At 70.5% G+C, this 21,007-nt stretch carries 23 protein-coding genes; 12 read left to right on the forward strand and 11 right to left on the reverse strand.

Annotated elements, in window-relative coordinates; translation table 11 throughout:
• Positions 1 to 61 precede the first annotated feature (61 nt).
• Positions 62 to 649 carry a flavodoxin family protein gene (locus AAFX79_08755; protein MEO1008643.1) on the forward strand — a complete coding sequence of 196 codons (588 nt, stop codon included), beginning with the start codon at positions 62 to 64 and terminating at the stop codon, positions 647 to 649.
• On the opposite strand, the gene rsmA is transcribed toward AAFX79_08755, so the two are convergent.
• The 5 genes from rsmA to AAFX79_08780 all read right to left on the reverse strand — a co-directional run bounded on the left by rsmA (position 601) and on the right by AAFX79_08780 (position 5,470).
• A complete protein-coding gene (gene rsmA / locus AAFX79_08760; protein MEO1008644.1) occupies positions 601 to 1,476 on the reverse strand; it encodes a 16S rRNA (adenine(1518)-N(6)/adenine(1519)-N(6))-dimethyltransferase RsmA in 876 nt (291 codons plus the stop codon). The genes AAFX79_08755 and rsmA overlap by 49 nt on opposite strands.
• Positions 1,470 to 2,354, reverse strand: a complete 885-nt coding sequence (locus AAFX79_08765; protein ID MEO1008645.1) for an HAD hydrolase family protein — start codon at positions 2,352 to 2,354, stop codon at positions 1,470 to 1,472. Before AAFX79_08765 ends, rsmA begins: the two co-directional genes overlap by 7 nt.
• A 28-nt stretch (positions 2,355 to 2,382) precedes the next feature.
• Entirely contained in the window at positions 2,383 to 3,018 is a 636-nt protein-coding gene (locus tag AAFX79_08770) for a GC-type dockerin domain-anchored protein (protein MEO1008646.1), read from the reverse strand.
• Between the two features lie 157 nt (positions 3,019 to 3,175).
• Positions 3,176 to 3,856 carry a GC-type dockerin domain-anchored protein gene (locus tag AAFX79_08775; protein ID MEO1008647.1) on the reverse strand — a complete coding sequence of 227 codons (681 nt, stop codon included), beginning with the start codon at positions 3,854 to 3,856 and terminating at the stop codon, positions 3,176 to 3,178.
• Between the two features lie 147 nt (positions 3,857 to 4,003).
• The gene (locus AAFX79_08780) at positions 4,004 to 5,470 is read right to left on the reverse strand and encodes a hypothetical protein (GenBank protein ID MEO1008648.1); all 1,467 of its coding nucleotides are present in this window, start codon (positions 5,468 to 5,470) and stop codon (positions 4,004 to 4,006) included.
• A gap of 64 nt (positions 5,471 to 5,534) precedes the next feature.
• On the opposite strand from AAFX79_08780, the gene AAFX79_08785 reads away from it, so the two are divergent.
• From AAFX79_08785 to AAFX79_08795, 3 genes are all read left to right on the forward strand, one after another.
• Positions 5,535 to 5,963 carry a hypothetical protein gene (locus AAFX79_08785; GenBank protein ID MEO1008649.1) on the forward strand — a complete coding sequence of 143 codons (429 nt, stop codon included), beginning with the start codon at positions 5,535 to 5,537 and terminating at the stop codon, positions 5,961 to 5,963.
• Between the two features lie 110 nt (positions 5,964 to 6,073).
• On the forward strand, positions 6,074 to 6,406 hold the full coding sequence (locus AAFX79_08790; GenBank protein ID MEO1008650.1) for a hypothetical protein: 333 nt from the start codon (positions 6,074 to 6,076) through the stop codon (positions 6,404 to 6,406).
• A complete protein-coding gene (locus AAFX79_08795; GenBank protein MEO1008651.1) occupies positions 6,403 to 7,170 on the forward strand; it encodes a hypothetical protein in 768 nt (255 codons plus the stop codon). The genes AAFX79_08790 and AAFX79_08795 overlap by 4 nt, the downstream gene beginning before the upstream one ends.
• A gap of 17 nt (positions 7,171 to 7,187) precedes the next feature.
• Here the strand turns inward: AAFX79_08795 and AAFX79_08800 are convergent, their stop codons facing one another.
• Positions 7,188 to 8,579: an excinuclease ABC subunit UvrC gene (locus AAFX79_08800; GenBank protein ID MEO1008652.1), complete on the reverse strand. Its 1,392-nt coding sequence runs from the start codon at positions 8,577 to 8,579 to the stop codon at positions 7,188 to 7,190.
• A 24-nt stretch (positions 8,580 to 8,603) separates the two neighbouring features.
• The gene (locus AAFX79_08805; GenBank protein ID MEO1008653.1) at positions 8,604 to 9,101 is read right to left on the reverse strand and encodes a hypothetical protein; all 498 of its coding nucleotides are present in this window, start codon (positions 9,099 to 9,101) and stop codon (positions 8,604 to 8,606) included.
• Between the two features lie 107 nt (positions 9,102 to 9,208).
• On the opposite strand from AAFX79_08805, the gene AAFX79_08810 reads away from it, so the two are divergent.
• Positions 9,209 to 9,979, forward strand: a complete 771-nt coding sequence (locus AAFX79_08810) for a hypothetical protein (GenBank protein MEO1008654.1) — start codon at positions 9,209 to 9,211, stop codon at positions 9,977 to 9,979.
• Between the two features lie 19 nt (positions 9,980 to 9,998).
• Here AAFX79_08810 and AAFX79_08815 read toward each other — a convergent pair whose 3' ends face one another.
• Both AAFX79_08815 and AAFX79_08820 read right to left on the reverse strand, forming a co-directional pair.
• On the reverse strand, positions 9,999 to 10,967 hold the full coding sequence (locus AAFX79_08815; protein MEO1008655.1) for a type II secretion system protein: 969 nt from the start codon (positions 10,965 to 10,967) through the stop codon (positions 9,999 to 10,001).
• A gap of 122 nt (positions 10,968 to 11,089) precedes the next feature.
• A complete protein-coding gene (locus AAFX79_08820; protein ID MEO1008656.1) occupies positions 11,090 to 11,983 on the reverse strand; it encodes a S24 family peptidase in 894 nt (297 codons plus the stop codon).
• Positions 11,984 to 12,200: 217 nt separating this feature from the next.
• On the opposite strand from AAFX79_08820, the gene AAFX79_08825 reads away from it, so the two are divergent.
• The 4 genes from AAFX79_08825 to AAFX79_08840 are packed head-to-tail and all read left to right on the forward strand — an operon-like array spanning position 12,201 to position 15,509.
• The gene (locus AAFX79_08825; protein ID MEO1008657.1) at positions 12,201 to 12,629 is read left to right on the forward strand and encodes a sigma factor-like helix-turn-helix DNA-binding protein; all 429 of its coding nucleotides are present in this window, start codon (positions 12,201 to 12,203) and stop codon (positions 12,627 to 12,629) included.
• Positions 12,626 to 13,363, forward strand: a complete 738-nt coding sequence (locus AAFX79_08830) for a hypothetical protein (GenBank protein MEO1008658.1) — start codon at positions 12,626 to 12,628, stop codon at positions 13,361 to 13,363. The genes AAFX79_08825 and AAFX79_08830 overlap by 4 nt, the downstream gene beginning before the upstream one ends.
• A complete protein-coding gene (locus AAFX79_08835) occupies positions 13,294 to 14,004 on the forward strand; it encodes a GNAT family N-acetyltransferase (GenBank protein MEO1008659.1) in 711 nt (236 codons plus the stop codon). The genes AAFX79_08830 and AAFX79_08835 overlap by 70 nt, the downstream gene beginning before the upstream one ends.
• Positions 14,001 to 15,509: a hypothetical protein gene (locus tag AAFX79_08840; GenBank protein ID MEO1008660.1), complete on the forward strand. Its 1,509-nt coding sequence runs from the start codon at positions 14,001 to 14,003 to the stop codon at positions 15,507 to 15,509. Before AAFX79_08835 ends, AAFX79_08840 begins: the two co-directional genes overlap by 4 nt.
• A gap of 224 nt (positions 15,510 to 15,733) precedes the next feature.
• Here the strand turns inward: AAFX79_08840 and AAFX79_08845 are convergent, their stop codons facing one another.
• Positions 15,734 to 17,014 carry a GC-type dockerin domain-anchored protein gene (locus AAFX79_08845; GenBank protein ID MEO1008661.1) on the reverse strand — a complete coding sequence of 427 codons (1,281 nt, stop codon included), beginning with the start codon at positions 17,012 to 17,014 and terminating at the stop codon, positions 15,734 to 15,736.
• Positions 17,015 to 17,362: 348 nt separating this feature from the next.
• On the opposite strand from AAFX79_08845, the gene AAFX79_08850 reads away from it, so the two are divergent.
• Positions 17,363 to 18,232 (forward strand): prepilin-type N-terminal cleavage/methylation domain-containing protein, encoded by an 870-nt coding sequence (locus AAFX79_08850; GenBank protein MEO1008662.1) that lies wholly within the window; start codon positions 17,363 to 17,365, stop codon positions 18,230 to 18,232.
• A 111-nt stretch (positions 18,233 to 18,343) separates the two neighbouring features.
• Positions 18,344 to 19,213, forward strand: coding sequence for a prepilin-type N-terminal cleavage/methylation domain-containing protein (locus AAFX79_08855; protein MEO1008663.1), 870 nt, complete (start codon positions 18,344 to 18,346; stop codon positions 19,211 to 19,213).
• Positions 19,214 to 19,244: 31 nt separating this feature from the next.
• Here the strand turns inward: AAFX79_08855 and AAFX79_08860 are convergent, their stop codons facing one another.
• Positions 19,245 to 19,808, reverse strand: a complete 564-nt coding sequence (locus AAFX79_08860; GenBank protein MEO1008664.1) for a DUF899 family protein — start codon at positions 19,806 to 19,808, stop codon at positions 19,245 to 19,247.
• Between the two features lie 99 nt (positions 19,809 to 19,907).
• Between AAFX79_08860 and AAFX79_08865 the strand changes: the two genes are divergently transcribed.
• Entirely contained in the window at positions 19,908 to 20,948 is a 1,041-nt protein-coding gene (locus AAFX79_08865; GenBank protein ID MEO1008665.1) for a DUF58 domain-containing protein, read from the forward strand.
• The last annotated feature ends 59 nt before the right edge of the window (positions 20,949 to 21,007 follow it).

Below are 21,007 nucleotides of genomic sequence, written 5' to 3' on the forward strand. Positions count from 1 at the left end.
ACGCCGACCGCCGGGCAATCGTGCGGCTATGTTTGTGCCCCACCCGCACCGGAGGCCCGGCATGACCCTCGTCGCCATCGTGTACCACAGCGGCTTCGGCCACACCAGGAAGCAGGCCGAGGCCGTTGCCGAGGGCGTGTGGTCCGCCGGCGCCGACGCCGCGATGCACGCCGTCGAGGAGTTCCCCGCGCCCGAGAACAACCAGTACGCAGGGCCGTGGGACGTGCTCGCAAGGGCCGACGCGATCGTCTTCGGGTGCCCAACCTACATGGGCACGATCAGCGCGGGCCTCAAGCGATTCATGGACGACAGCAGCGTCGTGTGGTTCCAGCAGGGCTGGAAGGACAAACTGGCCGGCGGCTTCACCAACAGCAGCGGCCTGAGCGGCGACAAGCTCAACACGCTCGTCAGCCTTGTCGTCTTCGCCGCCCAGCACGGCATGAACTGGGTCACCCTCGGCATGATGCCGCCGTCCGACGACGCGGGCCAGACCCCCGACACGCCCAACCGGATGGGCGGCTTCCTGGGCGCCTTCGCGCAGTCGGGAAACGTCTCGCCCGAGGAGGCCCCGCCGCCGGGCGACCTCGAGACCGCCCGCCACTACGGCTCGCGCATCGCGTCGCTGGCCGCCCGCATGGCCGACAGCTGACGCGCCAGCGCCGCAAGAGCGTCGACGGCGATCTCCTCGGCCCGCATGCCCGGCGCGACGCCCTCCGGCGGGTCCGCATCGCCCAGCAACTCGCGCAGTGGTGCGGCGATCCGCTTGCGGCGCTGCCGGAACAGCGCACCGCACGCCTCGCTCAGCACCGCGAGATCGCACGGCGGCTCGGGCCGCCGCCGCAGCAGCACCATGGCGCTATCCACCCCGGGGCGGGGCCAGAAGCACGCCGGCGGCAGGTGCGCGATGCGTTCGGCCTCGCACGCCGCCTGCGCGATCACGGATAAGGGGCCAAAGTCCCGCGTGCCGGGCGAGGCCAGCAACCGATCGACGACCTCCTTCTGCACCGTCACCGCCATCGCGCCGCACGCCGGCCGATGCAGCAGCAGCGTCGAGAGCAGCGGCGTTGCGCAGCCGTAGGGCAGGTTTGCGACGAGCGCGAACGGTCGATCGCCGAGTCGTTCCGCGACCTCCGTGTTGAGCGCCCGCTTGCCCCGGAGCGCATCGCCGTGCACCAGCGCGAATCCCTCGCGATCCGCGAAGCGCTCCCGCAGCAGCACGGCGAGGCCGTCGTCCAGCTCGCAGGCGAGCACGCTCGCCCCCGCATCGAGCAGCGCCTCGGTCAGCGTGCCCGTACCGGGGCCGACCTCGAGCACGAGCGTCCCCGGCGTCACGCCCGCGGCCCGCACGAGCTTGGCGATCAGGTTGTGGTCCACCAGGAAGTTCTGGCCCAGCGATCGCTTGGGCGCCAGCCCGCGCTCGGCCAGCAGGCCCTTGATCTCGGCGAGCGTCTGCGGCACGCGGAGCCCCGCTACCACGCGCCCGCGAGTATGCGCTCGATGGCTCGTGCCACGCCGTGATCGGCGCAGGATTCGGTCACGCGGTCGGCCGCGGCGCGGACCTCGGCCGGCGCCTCGCCCATCGCTACGCCCAGGGCCGCCCCTTGCAGCATCGGGATGTCGTTGACCTGGTCGCCGATGGCGGCGATGCGCGCTGGCTCGACGCCGACGCGGACGCCCAGCCGCTGCAGCGCCGACCACTTGTCGGCCTCGACCGGGAAGACCTCGAGCACGTGCGGCGGCTCGTCGTCCTCGGGCACGTGCGTGCTCAGCGGAAAGGCGTGCACCATCGCGAGCCCCGCCAGCTCGTCGGCCAGCCGCTCGGTCAGCCGCGCGACCTCGCGCGCCGTCCCGGAGGCCACCGCGCGGACGCTCGGCAGGTCGTGCCGGGGCCCCTCGCGGCTGATGATGTACTCGACGTCGGAGGCCTTCTTGTCCATCCAGAGTTGCAGGACCGGGTGCAATTCGGCGTCCCCGTCGAGCACCACGACGTAGTCGTAGCCCGCGTGGTCGCGGTCCTTCTGGATGAGCAGCGCGAGGTCGTGGCCGCGGGCGATGTCCGCCACGCGATCGATGAGCGTCGCATCGAGCCCGGCGGCGTCGAGCGTCCGGCGATCCCGGCCGCAGGCGATCTGCGCCCCGCCCGAGACCACCACGGGCTCGGTCTGCTCGATGGCGTCGAGCACGGCGTAGCACTCGCTCAGCACGCGGCCGGTGCAGATGGTCACGCCCAGGCCCGCCTCGCGAGCGGCGCGGATGGCTTCGACGTTCTCGGCCGATACCGCCCCCGCGCGGCCCACGAGCGTGCCGTCGAGGTCGATGGCGATCAGGTCGTATCGGTGCGATGGATCGGGCACGCCGGATTGTTGGCGCGGCGACCCCCGCCTACGGGCAGCCGGAGTCGAACGCGGTCTGGAAGGCGAGAAAGTCGAAGATCGTCAGCTCGCCATCGAAGTCGAGGTCCGCCACAAGGTTGCCGGCGTCGAACAGCGTCTGGAATTCCAGGAAGTCGAACAGGTCCAGCGAGCCATCGAGATCCAGGTCGGCCACGCAGTCCACGGGGTCGACGCGCACCGAGACGCCGCCGATGTTGTCGCTGCACAGGCTGTCGCCGATGCCAATGAGCAGATCCACCCCCGCGTACTTGCGGAAGAGGATGATCCGCGGCCGGAGCAGAGCCAGCGCGGGCGTCATAGCGACCTCGCCGCGCGCCACGAACCGGCCGGTCCCGCGGCCATCGGCGGTCGTCACCGCGTGGTTGGTGGCCCAGCCGGTGGAACACCCGTAGCCCCCGGCGTCGCAGCCGCTCACGCTTCCACCCCACGGGTTCCAGGCCTGGAACACGTCGTCGATGGGCAGCGTGCGGTAGAGCCCCTGCGGCAGATCGATCACCCGGACGGGCCGCGCCGGGGGCACGAAGCAGTCCGATCGCGCATCGAGGTGGTACACGTCCTGCGCGCACGCCAGGGCGCACGGGGCGATCGAGACGGACAGCGCAACGCGTGCGGATCGAGCGAGCATCTGGTTCTCCCTGTGCTGGGCGACCCGCGCGCAATGGGCGCACCGCAACCGCGGGGAACGCGCCTTCCTCCCAGGAGCGAGAGAAACGCGGACGACTCACGCGCCGGCCCGCGAACGCACGCCAACGCGAACCCGATCTCGAATACCCCGATCCCCGCTAACGCAGGCCGACCGTCGCGAACTCCGCGTCGCCCTGCTCGGCCGCGACCGGCGGCGAGCAGCCCTGCGCGAACAGGGCCTGGAAGGCGTTGAAGTCGGTCACGGTGAACTCGCCATCGCAGTCGAGATCGGCGATGGCGTTGGATTCCTCGAAGAGGTTCTGGAACTCGAGGAAATCGAAGAAGTTCAGCTCGCCATCGAGGTTGAAGTCGGGCGGGCACGCCGCCAGCTCGATCCGCACGGCAACCGTGCCGACGTTATCGGCGCAGTGGCTGTCGCCCACGCCCAGGAAGAGCGTCTCGGAATCGCAGCGACGGAAGAGCACCCTGCGCGGCTCCTGCAGCGCGAGCGCGGGCGTGGCCGCGATGGCGCCGAAGTCGACGCGTGTGGCCACCGGGTTGCCGCTCTCGGCCGACACGGCGTGGCCGGTCAGCCAGCCCATGGTGCAATTCAGTCCGTCGCCGTCGCAGCCGTCGACCGAGCCGCCCCAGGCGTTCCACGCATCGAAGGCATCGCCAACCGCCACGGTCTGGTAGAGCCCCGGCGGCAGGTCGAGCTCGATGCTGGGCACCTCGGGCGGGACGAAGCACTGCTGCAAGGAATCCAGCACGAAGACGCCCTGGGCCGACGCCGAGCAGGCGAGCGACCCCAGAGCTACGAGCGGTACGCGAGCGTTCATGCCATCGCCTCCCCGTCCTCCGCATTGCTCCGCCGACGTACTCTACACGAGCACCATGGGCGGATGCAACGCGAAAGCGCCGCGGGTGGGCGCCGCATCGGGCAAGATGGGCAGGCTTATGAAGCGGGGTTGGCGAACGGGGCCGCTCTAGAAGGGCAGCTGCACGCCGGCCTGGATCTTGTGGGCCTCGTAGTTGTCCCCGAAGTCGCCCTCGTAGGCCAGGCGGAAGTTGAACCCGTTGGCGGTCCGCAGCCCGATGCCGGTGCTCGGGCTCAGGTAGTTGTCGACGGCGGCGTCATCGATGAAATCCGAGTAGCTCAGGCCGGCAAAGACGTAGGCGTTGTCGCCGATGCCGTACGTCGCCTTGCCGCCCACGCGGACGAAGTCCTGCGACAGGTCGGGATCGAACTCGAACTCGTCGATCTGCAGCGTGATGGACTCGAAGTGGGTGAAGCTGCCCGAACCGCTGAAGATCCAGTCGCCGACCTCGTAGCTCGCCAGCGCGGTGCCGCCCACGCCCCAGAACAGGCCGCCCGAGATCAGCTCGAACGACCCCGAGCCGACGATCAGCGCGCCCGGCGTGATCTGGAAGGTGAAGCCCTTGCCGTCGTGCTGCTGGATCAGCCGGATCGGGATGTCGAGGTGCGCGCCGGCGAGGAAGACGTCGGCGTCCTCGACGTTGTAGTACGACAGCGGGAAGGACGCGGCCACGCCCCAGAAGCGGTTGAAGCGGTACTCGTAGCTCGAGGCGACCTGGATGAACTCGCTGTCGATGCCGTCGGCATCCGCGATGCCACCGATGGCGTCCAGCCGCACGCGCAGCCCGCGGTCCGAGCCCGGCTGGAACCACTGGACCTGCGCGGTGCCGGTCTGGGCGGCGTCGAGTTCCTGGTCGCCCTGCGCACCGCTCTGGCCGCCGCCCTGCGCCCCGTCCTGGCGGGTGCCGGCCTCGTTGAGCCCGAAGCCGCTGGCCGACCCGGTGGATCGCATCCCGCCACCCTGCTGCTCGGCCTGGCCGGCCTGCCGGCTCCATCCCGACGCGCGAAACGCGCCGGGCATCACGGGCTCGACGACCTCGCCCCGCATAATCCGCCGCTCGAGCCGCGTCAGGTCCTGGTGCTGGCCGAAGCGGCGGAACTTGTACGAGCCCATCTGCGCCGTGGTCGACTGCGGGTTGCCGTCGGTCACCGCCACGAGCGACAGCTCGTTGATCTCGTTGAGGAAGTCCGACACGACGTCCCCGCCGTTCTGCTCCAGGAAGTCGATGATCTGGTCCTCGACGTCCTGGTCGGCCGTCGCGGTGAACACAAGCGGCGGCTCGTCGCGGCCGACGAAGTCGAGCGTTGCGGTGTTGCCGTCGGAGCTGAGCGTGAACGTGATCGCATCGTCCACGCCGGCGTACCGCAGCGACGCGGAGAAGGCCTCGCCCTCGAAGCTCGCGAAGGCGCCCTCGGTATCGAGCAGGCCCTGGACCAGGTCGGGCACGCTCGATCCACCAACGACCATGTCGGCCACGCTCGGATCAACGGCATCGACCGAGACCTCGAAGAGGCTCTGCGCCGAGGCCGCCCCGCAGACGCCCAGGATCGCCAGTATTCCCGCTTCTCGCCGCATCTTTGGACTCTCCAGCGTGGCCGGGCTTTTGAATAAGCGTTCGCCCCGCTGGCTTTATCTCGGCATGAACACCACCACGCTGCACAAGTTCGCCGTCCTCTCCTCGCTCGCACTCCTCTTCGCCGCCGCCGCACCGGCCCGGGCCAACGACGGGGTCGTCCAGGCCACGTCCGGAAAGGTCGTCACCGTCGACCACGGCAAGAAGGTCCTCATCCTGCCGGGCCACAAGAAGGACGTGAAGTTCGGCCACAAGGGATTCGTCGGCAACCGGGGCTTCTTCAACCGGGGCTTCCGCAGCCGCAGCTTCAACCGCGGATTCCGCAGCCGCAGCTTCAATCGGGGCTTCCGTTCGAACCGAGGCTTCCGCAGCCGCAGCTTCAACCGGGGCTTCCGCAGCCGCGGGTTCCGCTCGAGCCGGGGCTTCCGCTCCAGCCGCGGCTTCCGGGGTGGCTTCCGCCGCGGCTTCGCCGGCCGGCGTGGCTTCCGCCGGTAGCCGACCCGCCGGGGCCCAACCCTCCCCAGGCCCCGCCGATCACGGCCAACCACCTCCCCTCCTCCCCAAAACTCGCCCCTCCCCGCTCGGTCCGGACGTACCTTCACGGCATGTCGGACCGAGCGGACATGTCTCGCACGCCGGAAATGGTCGAGGCGCTGCACCCCGAGGGAAAGTCGCCCACCCGCGTCAACAAGGCCAGCTACGACGCCTACCGCGGCGCCATCCTCGATTGCCTGAAGCCCCACCCCGACGGCCGCACGCTGGCCGACCTCGAGATCGACCTGCTCGACGCCGTCCCCGAACAGTTCCACAGCCCCAGCGGTGGTTGCATGTGGTGGCTGATGACCGTGAAGCTGGACCTGGAGGCACGGGGCCTGGTCGAGCGGGTGCCCGGGGCTAAGCCCCAGCGGCTGCGGCTGCGGCTGCGGCGGGACGCATGACACGCCGACGCGCGGCCCGGCGGCTGCGGGGGATGGCACCGATCATCCTGATCTGGATCGCCGGCGGCGTGCTGTGCACCATTGCGTCGTCCTGGGCGCTGCAGTGGGTGCAGTTCCACCAGAATCAGGACGATCGGCGGACGCGCCGGACGCAGACCTTCTTTGAATCCATGGAAGCCGGCACCCGCGTCTACGAACGCTACCGCACGCCGGCGCCCGATCCGGACAGCGGCGATCTCGTCCCGGCGGGCCTGCTCGATTGGCTCACCCTCGAGCGCTACCCGGGGTGGCAAGAGTCGTTCCTGGAGAGCTACCTCATCGAGCCGCACGCCCGGTACGTCGTCAAGGAATCGCTGCTTATCCACGAGTCGGGATGGCCGACGCACGCGATGGCGGTGGCCCAGCAGCGCACGGCCTTCCACGAGAATCTCATCAGGCGCCGCCTCCCGGTCCCCCTCGGCGGCGTGCGGACGAGTCCGAGGCACTCCATCTCGACGGGCATCGAGATCCACGCCGGCTCATCCCGCGCCCTAGATCTCGTTGCCTTCGACCGCTTCGCCCTCCCCCTCATGCCGATCTGGCCCGGCTTCGCGATCAACACCGCCTTCTACGCCGCCGTGCTCGCCACGATGTGGTACGGCCAGCGGCCGATCCGAATCCTCCGCTGGAATCTCCGCGGCCGCTGCCTCGGCTGCGGCTACGACGTGCGGAATCTAGCGACGTGCCCCGAGTGCGGGCGCCCTCCGTCCGAGCCGCGTGCATGAGCACGCGGCTCGCTTGATCACTCCCCCACCACCTTCTTCCGCCGCAGCACGTGGTGGTAGTGCTGCGCGAAGCGGTGGGCCTCGTCGCGGATCTGCTGGCACAGCCTCAGCCCGAGATTCTCGCGGCCGAGACGGATCGGCTCGCTCCTCTCCTGCACATAGATCAGCTCCTCCTTCTTCGCGAGGCTTATCACCATCGGCGGCCGCACGTCCATGTCCCGCAGCGCCTCCATGGCGGCGTGCAGCTGGCCCAGGCCGCCGTCGATCAGGATGACGTCGGGATACAGCTCCTGGCCGCTGCCGGCCTCGCGGTAGCGACGGCTGACCACCTCGCGGATGCTCGAGTAGTCGTCGTTGTCGGCGGTCTGGATCTTGTAGCGGCGGTACTCGCTCTTGAACGGCTTGCCGTCGACGAAGCAGACCTTGCTGCCGACGGTCTCGCTGCCGCCGAGGTGGGCGATGTCGATGCCCTCGATCACGCGGGGCGGCTCGCCGAGGCCGAGCGTGCGCTGCAGGCTCCGCAGGCCCTTCTCGGGGTCGATGTAGCCGATCTCGGTCTCGGGCTGCCAGCCGTCCTTGCGGGTGCTGCGCTCCTCGAGCTTCTCGATGGAGACGATCTGGTCGCGCAGCTCGGCGGCCCGCTCGTACTGGAGGTTCGCGCTCGCGTCCTCCATCTCGGTGCGCAGCTCGCGGAGCATCTGGCTCCGCTTGCTGGTCATGAAGCGCACGAAGCGATCGATCTGGCCCGCGTACGCCTCCTTCTGCACCTTGTCGGCGCACGGCGCCGTGCACTGGCCGATGCTGTACAGGAGGCACGGGCGGAAGTAGCGGTTCTTCGGATCGCCCTCGACGATGTCCAGCTTGCAGTCGCGGAACTTGAACACCCGCTGGGCTACCTGCACGGCCTCCCGCAGCGCGCCCGCGTTGACGAACGGCCCGAAGACCCTGGCACCCTTGGCATACTCGGCCGTCGTGCCGTCGGGCCGCATGCCACCCGGGTTGCGCGTGACGAACACCCGCGGGAAGTCCTCGCGCTGGGTGACGACCAGGTACGGGAACGTCTTGTCGTCGGTGAGCCGGACGTTGAAGCGCGGCCGCGTGTCCTTGATGAGCCGGTTCTCGGCGAGCAGCGCCTCGAACTCGGTCTCGCACTCGAGGATCTCGAAGTCGTCGACGACGTCGAGCATCGGCGCCTTGGCGGGGCCGAGGTCCGCACTAGGCACGAAGTAGCTCGACACCCGGTCGGGTAGCACGCGGGCCTTGCCAACATAAATGACGATGCCCCGGGCGTCCTTCATCAGGTAGACGCCGGGCACCTTGGGCAGCCCGCGGGCCCGCGCGAGCAGCCGCGCGAGGCGGTCCTCTCTGGACTCGGTTCCGGATTCGGGCGTCGAAGCGGGGTCGCTCACGGGAGGAGCCTAGAGAACGCCGCCCTACCGCGGCCCGCCCCGGGGGGAAGCGCCGCCGGTGCCGGCTGGGCTCGATCCGGATTGGTCGCGGGCGAGCCCGGCCTGCTGCTGCTGGATCATCAGCGCGGGCGAGGTCGTGCCCCGCTCCATGGCCTCGGCCTTCTGCGCGGCGGCGCGCAGCTCGGCATCGCGGGCGAACTCCGACGCGCTCGCCCCGCCGCCGCCCAGCCCGAAGGCCCACACCACCGCGACGGCCGCCACGAGCACGAGCGCCGCCCCCGCACCGAATGCGTAGAGGGCAAACCTCGGGTTGCCGGCTTGTTCCTCCAGCCGCTCGCGGGCCTCGCTGACGCGCTCGCTGAGTCGGGGGCGATCGGGGTCGCGCTCGGGCAGCAGCCGGAAGCTCCGCGTGGCGATGCGGTCCTTCAGGCGGCCGGACGCCTCCTTGGCGGCATCGAGCGTGCCGTCGATCTTCCGGCCCATGCCGGCGAGGCTGTCCTCGAAGCCCGAGTTTCCGGACATGCCTGCACGCCCTCCTGGACCATTCTATCGGCCCGCACGCCGATCACAAAGGGATTCGTGCCAGGGGTTTGCTGGTTGCGGCGAGGCGGGCACGCTTGGATTGGGGGATGGCCGAGCCACCCGAGATCGCCGATCCCGCGCCGCCGGGGTTGCAGTGCGTGGGGTGCCGCTACGACGTCGGCGGCCTGCCCATGCGCGGGCGGTGCCCCGAGTGCGGAAGGCCGGTGGCGGGATCGCTCGCGACGGCCTCGCTCACCGATGCCCACCCGTTTTACGCCCGCAAGTTCCGCGAGTACGGCAACCTCGTGCTCGCGGGCGACCTCATCCTGCTGGCGTCCTTCGGGCTCTTCGGCGTGCTCATCGCCGCGTACCCAGACCCATTACGATCGCCCGGCATCGCCGACGTGGGCTTCTTCGTGGCGCCCGGGCTGCTCGTGCCCGCCGCGGTGCTGTTCTGCATCGCGGGCTTCAAGCCGCGGGAGGGCCGCTGGCAGGAGCACGACCTACCCGGCTACGAGCGCAGGCTCTCGGTCACCGCGGCCACCTGGCTGTGCATCATCGGCCTGCCTGCGGCGGTCTTCGCCGCATTGTTCTCGCCGTTTCTCGGTCTTGCGATCCTGCTCGCCGCGGGGGCCTTCTTCTACGCCTCGACGCTCCGCATGTGCCACTCCATCACGGCTCGCTGCGGTCGACCGGCACGGCTTGGTCCATCCGCAAAGCGGACCCTCGTCGGCGCGGTGATCGGCGGCTCCGTGCTGCTGATTTTCGCGGCGACGACATCGAACGCAGCTGCCATCCTCGCCGCCGCGGGGGCGCTCCTGGTATCCGCGCACGCCGCGTCGGCAGCCCGAGCGGCGCACGCTATCAAATCGGTCTGAGCCGGGCGGCCGAGACCCCCTACGGCAGCAGATCCCGCCCCCGCGCGCCCCCCGCCGTCGCCCAGAAGAACAGCGGGTTGACGCCGTCGGCGCCGGTCTCGCCGCCCATGAACGCATCGTCGATGCGCGGCCGGTGCGGCGCGAACAGCGGCATGAGGTCGCTCGGGCCGATGCGGCCGCCGGGCAGGTACTCGCCGCCCTCGGCCGCCTCGTCGTGCAGCCGATCCATGTCCACGCGGCGGACGCTGCCGTCGGCGGTAGCGGCGTGCGGCTTGGCGCGCGGGTTCACCCAGCTGGGCGCGATCTGCTCCCGCCGCGCCGTGCCCGCCGAGATCACCGTCCGCTGCTTCTGCGCAAAGTCGGCCCGCTCCCACGCCATCACCTTGGCCTCGGGCGACGCCACGCTGTCGATGCCGATGGTCGCCAGCCCGCTCGGCGTCATCGGCTCGCGGGCGCCGCGGCGGAAGCGGTCCGGCCGGGTCCACAGCGTGGGCGAGAGGTAGAAGCTCGTGGGCCACAGCACCTGGCCGTCGCGGCTGGACGGCCTCGTCCGCAGCTGGTTGAGCTGGTCCAGCGCCGCGCGGTCGGCGGGCGAATACTGCACCTCATCGAAGCGCGTGCCGCCCCGCCAGTCGGCCAGCCACGAGTACCAGTAGCACGCGAAGAACTCGGTGTTCCACTGCGGCGGGGTGTACGGCCCGAATCGCCAGTACGGCTCGTCCTGCGTGGGGTGCAGCGCGTCGTACCACTCGCTGCCCCGCACGCGGCGCTCCCGCGGATCCTCCCGCGGGTCGAAGGGGTTGGGGAAGGACCGCTGCTCGTTGTCGTAGAGGAACAGCATCTGCGTCATCGACCGCAGGTTGGCCACCCCCACCGTCGACCGGGCCGTCAGCCGCGCGCCGGCCAGCGCCGGGATCAGGATGCCCATCAGGATTGCGATGATCGAGATGACCACGAGCAGCTCGATGAGCGTGAATCCGCGTCGCATGGCTCCCCCGGATGCGGGGCCGCGCTCGCGTGCACGCGGCGCCGCCCGACCATCCAGCATACAGGCACGGCCGCCGCCGTGTTGCGGGCATGGGCCGCATCGCGGGCCTCGCGGTTAGTCCATCAGCCGATCCCCCGCGTCAGGCTCACCGCCGGGTACAGCCCCGCGACCCGCTCCCGGGGCTCGACCCGTGGGGCGTAGCGGCTGTTGAGCGGCTGCAGCCGGATGAGCTCCTCGCCGCCGCCACCCCGCTCGAAGTAGACCCGCTTGAAGGTCGTCTCGTGGTCCGGTTCGAGCCTCGCGAAGCAGTCCATGCCGTCCTTGACGTCGCGGGCCGGGCTGAAGATGACCACGTCGCCCTCCACATACTGCGGCTCCATGCTGTCGCCGGTGATGCGGGCCGCAAAGGCGTCGGGGTCGGCCAGGTCGGGCGACTGCACGTACGCGTCCGCCACGCGGGCGGGGTAGCCTAGATCGGTGAACTCGCTGGCCTCCCCCGCGGGCACGAGGTTGATCAGCGGCACCACGCCGGGCAGCAATGCACGAACGGGTGCGCCGCCCTCGGCGTCGGCCGCGGCCCCTCCGCCGGCCGGCCCGAGCCGCTCGACCAGCCGCTGCAAGGCGCCGCTCTGGTAGGCATCGTCGAGCCCGCCGGGGCCCGCAGACTGCAGCAGCGAGGCGAGCTGGCGGGCGGCCTCGGCCTGGCGACGCCGCTCGGCCAGCTCCTCGCGCAGCTCGATGGGCGTCGCCTCCATCGCCGCCACCGCCGACAGCGTGCCCGCCGCCAGCTCGAGCGCCGCCTCCAGCCGCGCCATGAGCTTGGGGCCCGGCGCCCCGCGCATGCCCCGCTCGAGCAGCGAGAGGTAGCCCTTGGTGCAGCGGGCCCGCTCGGCGGTCTCGCGCAAACTCAGCCCCATCCGTAAACGGCGATCGCGGACGATCGTGCCGAACGCCGGCGGCTGCCGATCGATCCTGGTTGCGATCTCGTCGTCCTGCCGGGCCTGCCGTGCGGTCATGCGTAGGCACCTATCCCACGAAGAGGGGAGCCAATCGAGGCCGAGCACCATGCCCCGCGCACGACGACCCCCGCGGTGCGCCATTGGGTGGCTATACCATACATTAGCCTTGCAATTGTTTTCAAGCTAGTCGACAATATGGCCGCCAATCGAGCATGTCAGTAAACGATGGGCCCCTCGTAGGGTCCGCCACCCGACATCGAACAGGAGTACGTCCGTGGCCACGAGGACCGAAGATCCCACCCTCGACCTGCGGCGGAAGCGCCGCCGCGCACTGGTCGCCCAGATCGTCGATGCCAGCGAGCATCTGCCCGAGCAGGAACGCCAGCTGCTCCTGGCCGTCTACGGCCGGGGCATGCGGGTCAGCGAGGTCGCGGTCATGCTGGGCGTGCCCGAGCGACGCCTCCGCCGCCGCGTGCGGGCGCTGCTCAAGCGGGTGACCGATCCGGCCTTCGCCGCCGTCGTCCGCCACGGATCGAGCTGGCCTCGGCAGCTCCACGCCGTCGCGCGGCTGGCGGTCATCGAGGGCCTGCCCATGCGGGTCATCGCCAGCCGGCTGGGCCTGAGCTACCACCAGGTCCGCCAGCACTGCGCGACGATGCACACGCTGGTCGCGGCCCTGCCGGGCCGGGAGACGGCGGCGTGATCGACCGCGCGACCAGGGCGGCCGCCCTCTTCGGCCTGCCGATGCACCACCAGCACGATCCCGTGCGGTGGTCGGCGCTCCGCATGGCCTGCGCCGCCGCCCGCGCCCTGCACGCCGACGCGGCGCCCGGGCGGATCCTCATGCTCGCCGGCCCCAGCGGCGGCGGCAAGTCGACCGCGCTCGCGCTGCTCGGCCGTCGGCTGGCGCGGCAGCGGCGCGCCGTCGTCCGGCCGCCCGCGCACCTGCCCCGCCGCCGACCGGCCATCGACGCCGTCGGCGACAGCTTCGAGCGGGCGCTGGGCGTGCTCGCCGCCGCGGGCCTCGCCGAGGCGGCGCTTCTGGCGCGGCCCGCGGGCGCGCTCAGCGACGGCCAGCGGGCGCGGCTGCGGATCGCCGCCGGCATGGACCGCTGCACGCCCGGCGCCGCCCTGCTCATCGACGAGTTCGCCGCCGAGCTCGATCGCGCCACCGCCTGCTCGCTGGCCTGCGCCCTGGCACGGTGGGCCCGACGCGAGGTGATCACGCTCGTGGTGGCCACGACGCGGGACGACCTGCTCGAGTCGCTCGGGCCCGACGTGCTGGCCATCCTGCCGCTGCCCGGCGAGACGTCCGAGCCCCCCGCGATCCTCCGACGCGCCCGGCTTCGCCCCCGCGGAGCACCGCCGTGGCATGCGACGCGCTGCAACGACGATTCGCCGCCCTCGACGACCACCGACCACGCGATCACGCGATAGCGATCGAAACCGGCGACGCCGCCGACCTGCGGGCCCTCGCGCGCTTCCACTACGCCGCCCGCAGGCCCGGGCCGATCGCCCGCGTGCTGCGCGCCGCCGACGCCGATGGCGAGCTCGCCGGCGTGCTGGTCGCGAGCATGCCGACGCTCAACGACCGCTGGCGGTCGATCGCCTGGCCCGGCGAGTACGACCACGCCGACCAGCGCACGCGGGCGGAGGCGATCAACGCCGATCTGCGGCTGATCTCCCGCGTCATCGTCGACCCGCGGTACCGCGGGCGGGGCGTCGCGGTGCGGCTCGTGCGGGCGTACCTGGCCGACCCCTGCACGCGGCGGACCGAGGCAATCGCCGCCATGGCGCACGCGTGCCCCTTCTTCGCGCGCGCGGGCATGCGTCCGATCCCACTCGAACCAAGCCAAGCGGATCGGCGGCTCGCGCGGGTACTCGGACGCCGGGGCGTCGACGCCGAATCGCTCGCGGTCGGCGGCATTGACGATCCGCGTCTGCACGTCGCACTCGGGGCGTGGGCCCGGGCTCGGCGTCTCGCGGAGCGCTCGCCCGAGCGGCTGGCGATGCGCGCGTACGCGGCGCTGGCGTACCCGCCCATCGCCTTCGTGCACGATGCGGGAGCCCGCCCGTGACGCCGCTGCCGCCCCGGCCCGAGACCGTGGAGCAACTGGCGGGGGTCGTGCGCGACCTGCTGGGCGTGCGGCCCGCGTCGGTCCCGCTGATCAAGGGGCACTCTGCGCCGATGGACTACCTCGCGCACGCGTTCTTCGCCGACCATGCGCCGCACGCGATTGGCCTCGCACCGGACGACGCGGTCGACGGCGTGGTGTGGGCCAATCGCGGCGGGGGCAAGACCTTCCTGGGCGCGGCCGCCACGCTGCTGGACATGCTCTACAAGCCCGGCATCGAGATCCGCATCCTGGGCGGCTCGCTCGAGCAGGCGCAGCGGATGCACGCGCACCTGCGCGGCTTCCTGGCGATCCCCCAGCTCGCCGCACTGGTCGATGGCCGGGTCACCGATCGCCGCGTCGCGCTCGCCAACGGCTCGAGGCTCGAACTGCTCGCACAGTCGCAGGCGTCGGTCCGCGGCACCCGCGTGCAGAAGCTCCGCTGCGACGAGGTCGAGCTGTTCGATCCGGCGGTGTGGGAGGCTGCGCAGCTCACGACGCGGTCGCGGACGGTCGAGACCGACGACGGCCCGCTGCACGTCCGCGGCACGATCGAGGCGCTCAGCACGATGCACCGCGCCCACGGACTCATGCGCGACCTGATCGATCAGGCATCCAACGGCTCGCGGCGGCTGTTCAAGTGGGGGGTGGTCGACGTGCTCGACGCCTGCGGACCCGAGCACGCGTGCCGGCGGGACGACGGCTCGACCTGCCCGCTGTGGAACGAGTGCGGCGGCCTTGCAAAGACGCGCGACGCCCGGGGCGAGCCGGCGGGGCACCTGAGCGTGGCCGACGCGATCGCGCTCAAGGGCCGCGTGTCGCTCTCGACATGGTCGGCCGAGATGGCGTGCAACCGCCCCAAGCTCGACGACCTGGTGCTGCCCGAGTTCGACGCGAGCGAGCACGTGCGTCCGCTGCCGGCCGACGCCACCGACGAGGACGCGGGCTGGACGTGGGTGCTGGGGATGGACTTTGGCTATCGCTCGCCCACGGTGGTGCTGTGGGCTGCGGTGTCGCCCGAGGACACCGTGCACGTGGCGGACGAGCGGATCGCCAGCCGGCGGCTGCTGGGCGAGCACGTCGACGCCATCCTCGACGCGCCATGGCCCGCGGCGGCGTGGATCGGCATCGACCCCGCGGGCTGGCAGGGCAACGCCCAGACCGGGCTGAGCGACGCCCAGCAGCTCGGCCGAGCGGGGCTGACGGTGCGCTCGCGGCGGATGCCCGTGCGGCGGGGGCTCGATCTGCTCCGCACCCGGCTGCGGCCCGCGGACGGCCCGCCCACGCTGTTCATCGATCCCGCATGCACGCAGCTGATCGAGTCGCTCGAGCGGTACCACTACGACGAGCAGCGGCCGCTGAGCGAGGAGCCGGCCAAGGACGGCCCGGACCACGCCGTGGATGCACTGCGGTACCTGGTGACCAACCTCGATCGGCCGGGCACGCTGAACGCGGGGAGCTATCTATAGAGCTCGACCCGCCCGGATTCGGGAGTGCAGCCCGGCCTCGACCGTCGGCCTTGCGAGACCGGCGAGACTGGCGAGGCCGGGACGATCGATCTTCCGGAGTGGGGCGCAAGAAAAGAAGCGGCGTGCGCTTCCGCGCACGCCGCCGTCGTTACGTGTCGGCATGTCGGCTCGCGGTGCGCCGCCGGGTCCTCCCCCCGCCGCCGGCGCGAGCCCGGGATGGCCGGTTACGGGCAGCCGGCGTCGAAGAGGTTCTGGAACTCGAGGAAGTCGAAGATCGTCAGCTCGCCGTCGCCGTCGAAGTCGGCGGCCAGGTCGCCGGCGTCGAAGAGGTTCTGGAAGCCCAGGAAGTCGAAGATGGTCAGCTCGCCGTCGCCGTCGATGTCCGGCAGGCAGACCACCGCGTCGACGTCGACGAAGAAGATGCCGTCGAGATCCTCGAAGGCCTGGTCGCGGACGAAGAAGATGCGGCTGCCGTCGGGCGACCAGCGGATGTCGCGGTAGCCACCGTCGACGTCGACGAAGAAGGGCAGGTCGGGGGTCAGATCCCGCAGGCCCGTGCCGTCGATGTTGACCACGAAGAGCGAGTCGATGCTCTCGGTGACCAGGTCGCCGCCGAAGGCCACCATGGTGCCATCGGGGGAAATGGCGAACGAATCGATGTCCTGGCCGGGCGAGGTCAGGGGCACGATGTTGGTGGGCGCTCCGCCGTCGACGATGTCGAAGGTCATCAGGTTCTCGGGGCCGTCGAAGTCGAACTCGGCGGTGAAGACCACGGTGCGGTCATCGGGGGCCAGCTCGAGGTCGACGATCTGGAAGAAATCGGGCACGTCGGTGGGGGTGACGAGCGTGGGGTCGAAGGTCGAGCCGTCGGTCGGCAGGATGCCGAACTCCATGGGCTGGGGGCCACCGTCCTGCTGGCTGCCGTAGATGAGCGTGAGGCCATCGGAGGTGACGTCGAACTGGAACTGGTCGACGTCGACGTCGATGGGGGTGAGCTGGAAGAAGTCCAGGCTGCCGTCGGTCAGGGCGTTCCAGACGCCGTCGATGGCCTCGTCGTTGGTGTAGATCAGCTCGGTGCCGCCGAGGATCAGCTCGCCGTCGCCGGCGATGCCGGTGTTGTCGGTGATCTGGGTCTGGGCGCCGCCGCCGACGGGCACGCGGAACCAGTCGTTGCTGGGGTTGCCCAGGGTCTGGTCGCCGCGGAAGAAGACGACGCCGTCGCCGACGATGGGCGCGTCATCGACGTCGTTGTGCAGCAGCGGGTCGCTCAGCAGGGTGACGGCGCCGCCGGTGACCGGCACGCTGTAGAGCATGTCGAAGGTCTCGGGGCCCAGGCCGTCGTCGACCTCGCCGACGAAGAAGATGGTCAGGCCGTCGGCCGACAGCTCGAAGGAGTCGACGCCGCCGCCCGAGATGGGCGGATCGAACACGATCTCGGTGCCCTCCTGGGCGAGGGCGGTGCCGGCGGCCAGGGCCAGCGTCAGGGCTGCGCTACGGATCATCATGGTCATCTCCTCGTGTGGGTGCTCGGGGATGGCGTACCGATTACGCGAGACGCGGACGCCTGCCATCGACGTTCGCGCAACCCGCCGCCGCTGGCGGATTTGCTCGACCTACGCGGGATATCTCTGCTCTCGCACTCGCGAGGACAACATTAGACGGCGGGCCCTGCGCATCGGCTTTGGACGATGCAAAGAGATGTTTAAGATTGCGCGAAGGGCTGCGTGGTTGCCCGCATCGGCGGTAGACGATCGACGCTTCCCAACTATGCTTGCGTCACGACGCTGTAGAGCCAGCCCCGCCGGTGGCAAGGGGCCGACCGTACACCAACCATGAGACACGCAGGAGGCGACATGCAGAGCCGCGGGGAACGTGCATTCACGCTCATCGAATTGCTCGTGGTCATCGCGATCATCGCGCTGCTCCTCGGCATCCTGCTGCCGTCGCTGGGCGGTGCGCGCGAGGCCGCCAAGAAGGTGCAGTGCCAGAGCCAGATGAAGCAGATCTACACCGCTTGGTTCGGCTACGCCACCGACAACGACGAGTACCACCACGGAAGCCGCCAGAACTTCTCCTCACGCATGGTGCAGCTCGACTCGGATCGAAACTATCTGCTGCCCTACTACGAGGACTGGGATGCCTCGCTGCCGCTCGGCCGGGGGAGCTACTGGGGCGCCCTGTACGACAGCTACCTCGGCGTCGACATCAAGCGCGAGTTCTTCGAGCGCGAGGTGGGCATCGGCAATCGCACGCTGCTGCCCGGCTGGGAAGTCTGGGCGTGCCCCGCCGCCCGTGAGATCGATCAGTACACCCCGGCGGGCCGGGACCAGCCGGGCCAGTTCGAGTTCGCCACCATGTGCTTCAACGGCGTGTTCCTGGATCGTGCGCAGCCCCGCAGCGGCAGCGCCTTCTTCAAGCCGGGCAACGACTACAACGCCGGGCGGCCCAAGCGCATCACCACCGTGCAGTACCCCAGCAACACCATCGTCTTCCAGGACGGCTACGAGCAGATGCTCGACGGCAACGGCGACACGCTCAACGACCTGCGGCAGCACGGCGACCGGGAGAACGCCGAGTACTTCCGCCACGGCGGGGGCTGCAACACCTGCTGGCTCGACGGCAGCATCCGAGAGATCGCCCAGGCCGAGATGGACGACACCCTCCCTTGGTACCGCGGCCAGTACGAGCCCGAGGACACCCGGGGCGGCGGCCGACCCCGGTAAGCCCCGGCCCGCGGCTCCGCCAGCTCGATCGCACCAATCGCACGGTTTCACGCAACATCTGCCCGCCCGCTCGATGCGTCGGGCGGGTCCTGCATCAGAACGGGAGCACGCATGCCGAGCCGCAAGACTGCAACGAGCCGCGCGTTCACGCTCATCGAGCTCCTGGTCGTCATCGCGATCATCGCGCTGCTGATTGGCATCCTGCTGCCGTCCCTTGGTGGCGCGCGCGAAGCCGCCAAGAAGGTGCAGTGCCAGAGCCAGATGAAGCAGATCTACACCGCTTGGTTCGGCTACGCCACCGACAACGACGAGTACCACCACGGAAGCCGCCAGAACTTCTCCTCACGCATGATCGAGCGTGGCCGGCCCAGCCGCAACGTGCTGCTGCCCTACTACGAGGACTGGGACCCCACCCTGCCGGGCGGCGAGGGGACCTACTGGGGGGCGCTCTACGACGATTACCTCGGCGTCCAGACTAACGAGCGGTTCTTCGACCCCGAGGTGGGCATCGGCGCCCGCACGCAGCTCTCGGGCTGGGACGTCTGGGCCTGCCCATCCGCCGACTTGATCGACCGCTACACCCGTGCGGGGCGCGGCTCGGAGGGCAACTTCGACTTCGCGACCTTCTGCTTTAATGGCGTCTTCCGCGACACGCTGGGCGCCAGCGATAGCGCGTTCTTCAAGACCGGCGGATACAACAATCCACGGCCCAAGCGGATCACGACGGTCCAGTACCCGAGCACGACCATCGTCTTCCAGGACGGCTACGAGCAGATGCTCGACGGCAACGGCGACACGCTCAACGATCTCTTCCAGCACGGCGACAAGGAGAACGCCGAGTACTTCCGCCACGGCGGGGGCTGCAACACCTGCTGGCTCGACGGCAGCATCCGAGAGATCGTGCAGGCCGAGATCGACGACACGCTGCCGTGGTACCGCGGCGAGTTCGAGCCCGAGCGCCGCGGCGGCCGGCCCCGCTAATGGCGCCGAGCGCCGCGCCGCGGCACTCGCCCTAGCGGGGCTCCCAGCCCTTCGCGCCACCCTCGAGTAGGTCGAACAGCGGCCATATGGCGCAGAAGTCGTCACCCGGGCCGAAGTAGGCCGACCCGCTCCGCGTGATCGAGCCGTCCTCGTTCTTGTGGAAGGCCGACACACCCGGCAGGTAGCCACGCTCGCTCTTGAAGCCCATGTCCTCGGCGAAGGTGTTGCCCGCGACCGAGACCATGCGGTAGGGCCAGCCCCGCCGCTGGGCGACCTCGGCCTGCACGTCGGGCGCGTCGGGACTGGAGAGGGCGATCGATGCTCGCTCGGTGATCTTGGGGTGCAGGCTCGCGAGGCCGTCGGCCCACAGGCTGCAGTAGCTGCACGAGCGGCCCATGTTGTGGATGACCAGCAGGTCGTCGTGCCCGCCGAAGAGCTCGGAGAGCGTCACCTCGCCCTCGCCGGTCCCGAACGCGTAGTCCCGGGGCACGTCGGAGCCGTGGGCCTGGTGGACGGCGGCCTGGAGTTCGGCCCTCGCATCGGCGACCTTCTGGAACAGGCCCTGGATCGTGTCGATCGATTGCTGCTCGGCCATGGCACGCCTCCTGTGGGGATGTTCCCAATCGTTTGCCGGTAGTCGCGCCGGGACCACAACGGCGGATCCGCTGGGCCGCCGCATCGGTAGGATGCCCCCGTGGCGGACGCCCAGCCCACCCCGACCGAGGCCCAAGCGGCCGCCGATCGATCGACGGATCGGGCGGCGGACCGCGCCGTCGACGCCACGCTCTACCTGCACCCCTCGACGCTGTCCCGCCTGGGCACGCTGGAGCTGCGGGCCAAGATGATCGTCGAGGGCGTCATGAGTGGCGCCCACCGCAGCCCCTACCAGGGCATCAGCGTCGAATTCGCCCAGCACCGCCAGTACGTCGCCGGCGACGACCTCCGCCACCTCGATTGGAAGGTCTACGGCCGCAGCGACAAGCTCTACCTCAAGCAGTACCAGCAGGAGACCAACCTCGACCTGGTGGTGCTGGTCGATGCCTCGGGCTCGATGGCCTACGGCTCGCGGCTGTTCTCCGACGCGGCGGCGTCGGGCGAGTCCACGGGCCCGACCGGCAGCACCATCTGGCGGAAGTACGACCACGCCACGGCGCTGGCGGCGGCGTTGTCGTACATCACGCTGCAGCAGGGCGACCGCGTGGGGCTGTTCACCTTCGCGGATTCGGTGCTGACCGCCGTCGCACGATCGAGCAGCCAGGGCAGCTGGCGGCGGATCGTGCAGGCGCTGTCACAGACGCCCGTCGACCGGCCGACCGAGCTGGGCCGCGTGGTCGACCAGGTGCTGGGCAAGCTCAACAACCGCTGCCTCCTGGTGGTCATCAGCGACTTCTTCGCCGACCTCGAGACGCTCCGGGCGGCGTGCGCCCGGGTGAAGCACCGCGGACACGACCTGATCGCCTTCCAGGTGCTCGACCGCGAGGAGACCGAGTTCGACTTCAAGGACGCCGCGCCCTTCGACGGCCTGGAGGGCGAGGAGCGGCTGCGGATCGATCCGCGGGCGATCCGCAGCGCCTACCTCGAGGCGCTCGGCCAGCACAACGCCGCCGTCGAGAAGGGCGTCCGCCGCGTGGGCTTCGACTATCACAGCCTGGGCACGCACGACTGGCTCGGTCCTCCGCTGGCCCACTTCGTGGCCCGCCGGCAGGCGCTGCTGAAGCGGAGCAAGCTCGGGTGAGGGGGGCCATGGGCAAGGGGGAACGGGCAATGGGGGGGAGGATGCCGGCGGCATCTGTG

Source organism: Planctomycetota bacterium, assembly GCA_039819165.1.
In the GTDB taxonomy this organism is placed as follows: Bacteria; Planctomycetota; Phycisphaerae; order Phycisphaerales; family UBA1924; genus JAHCJI01.

Bases quoted from the DNA above. Each gene is read 5' to 3' on its own strand.
- AAFX79_08755 (MEO1008643.1), top strand. From the start codon at position 62: ATGACCCTCGTCGCCATCGTGTACCACAGCGGCTTCGGCCACACCAGG.
- AAFX79_08770 (MEO1008646.1), bottom strand. From the start codon at position 3,018: ATGCTCGCTCGATCCGCACGCGTTGCGCTGTCCGTCTCGATCGCCCCG.
- AAFX79_08775 (MEO1008647.1), bottom strand. From the start codon at position 3,856: ATGAACGCTCGCGTACCGCTCGTAGCTCTGGGGTCGCTCGCCTGCTCG.
- AAFX79_08780 (MEO1008648.1), bottom strand. From the start codon at position 5,470: ATGCGGCGAGAAGCGGGAATACTGGCGATCCTGGGCGTCTGCGGGGCG.
- AAFX79_08785 (MEO1008649.1), top strand. From the start codon at position 5,535: ATGAACACCACCACGCTGCACAAGTTCGCCGTCCTCTCCTCGCTCGCA.
- AAFX79_08790 (MEO1008650.1), top strand. From the start codon at position 6,074: ATGTCGGACCGAGCGGACATGTCTCGCACGCCGGAAATGGTCGAGGCG.
- AAFX79_08795 (MEO1008651.1), top strand. From the start codon at position 6,403: ATGACACGCCGACGCGCGGCCCGGCGGCTGCGGGGGATGGCACCGATC.
- AAFX79_08805 (MEO1008653.1), bottom strand. From the start codon at position 9,101: ATGTCCGGAAACTCGGGCTTCGAGGACAGCCTCGCCGGCATGGGCCGG.
- AAFX79_08810 (MEO1008654.1), top strand. From the start codon at position 9,209: ATGGCCGAGCCACCCGAGATCGCCGATCCCGCGCCGCCGGGGTTGCAG.
- AAFX79_08815 (MEO1008655.1), bottom strand. From the start codon at position 10,967: ATGCGACGCGGATTCACGCTCATCGAGCTGCTCGTGGTCATCTCGATC.
- AAFX79_08820 (MEO1008656.1), bottom strand. From the start codon at position 11,983: ATGACCGCACGGCAGGCCCGGCAGGACGACGAGATCGCAACCAGGATC.
- AAFX79_08845 (MEO1008661.1), bottom strand. From the start codon at position 17,014: ATGATGATCCGTAGCGCAGCCCTGACGCTGGCCCTGGCCGCCGGCACC.
- AAFX79_08850 (MEO1008662.1), top strand. From the start codon at position 17,363: ATGCAGAGCCGCGGGGAACGTGCATTCACGCTCATCGAATTGCTCGTG.
- AAFX79_08855 (MEO1008663.1), top strand. From the start codon at position 18,344: ATGCCGAGCCGCAAGACTGCAACGAGCCGCGCGTTCACGCTCATCGAG.
- AAFX79_08860 (MEO1008664.1), bottom strand. From the start codon at position 19,808: ATGGCCGAGCAGCAATCGATCGACACGATCCAGGGCCTGTTCCAGAAG.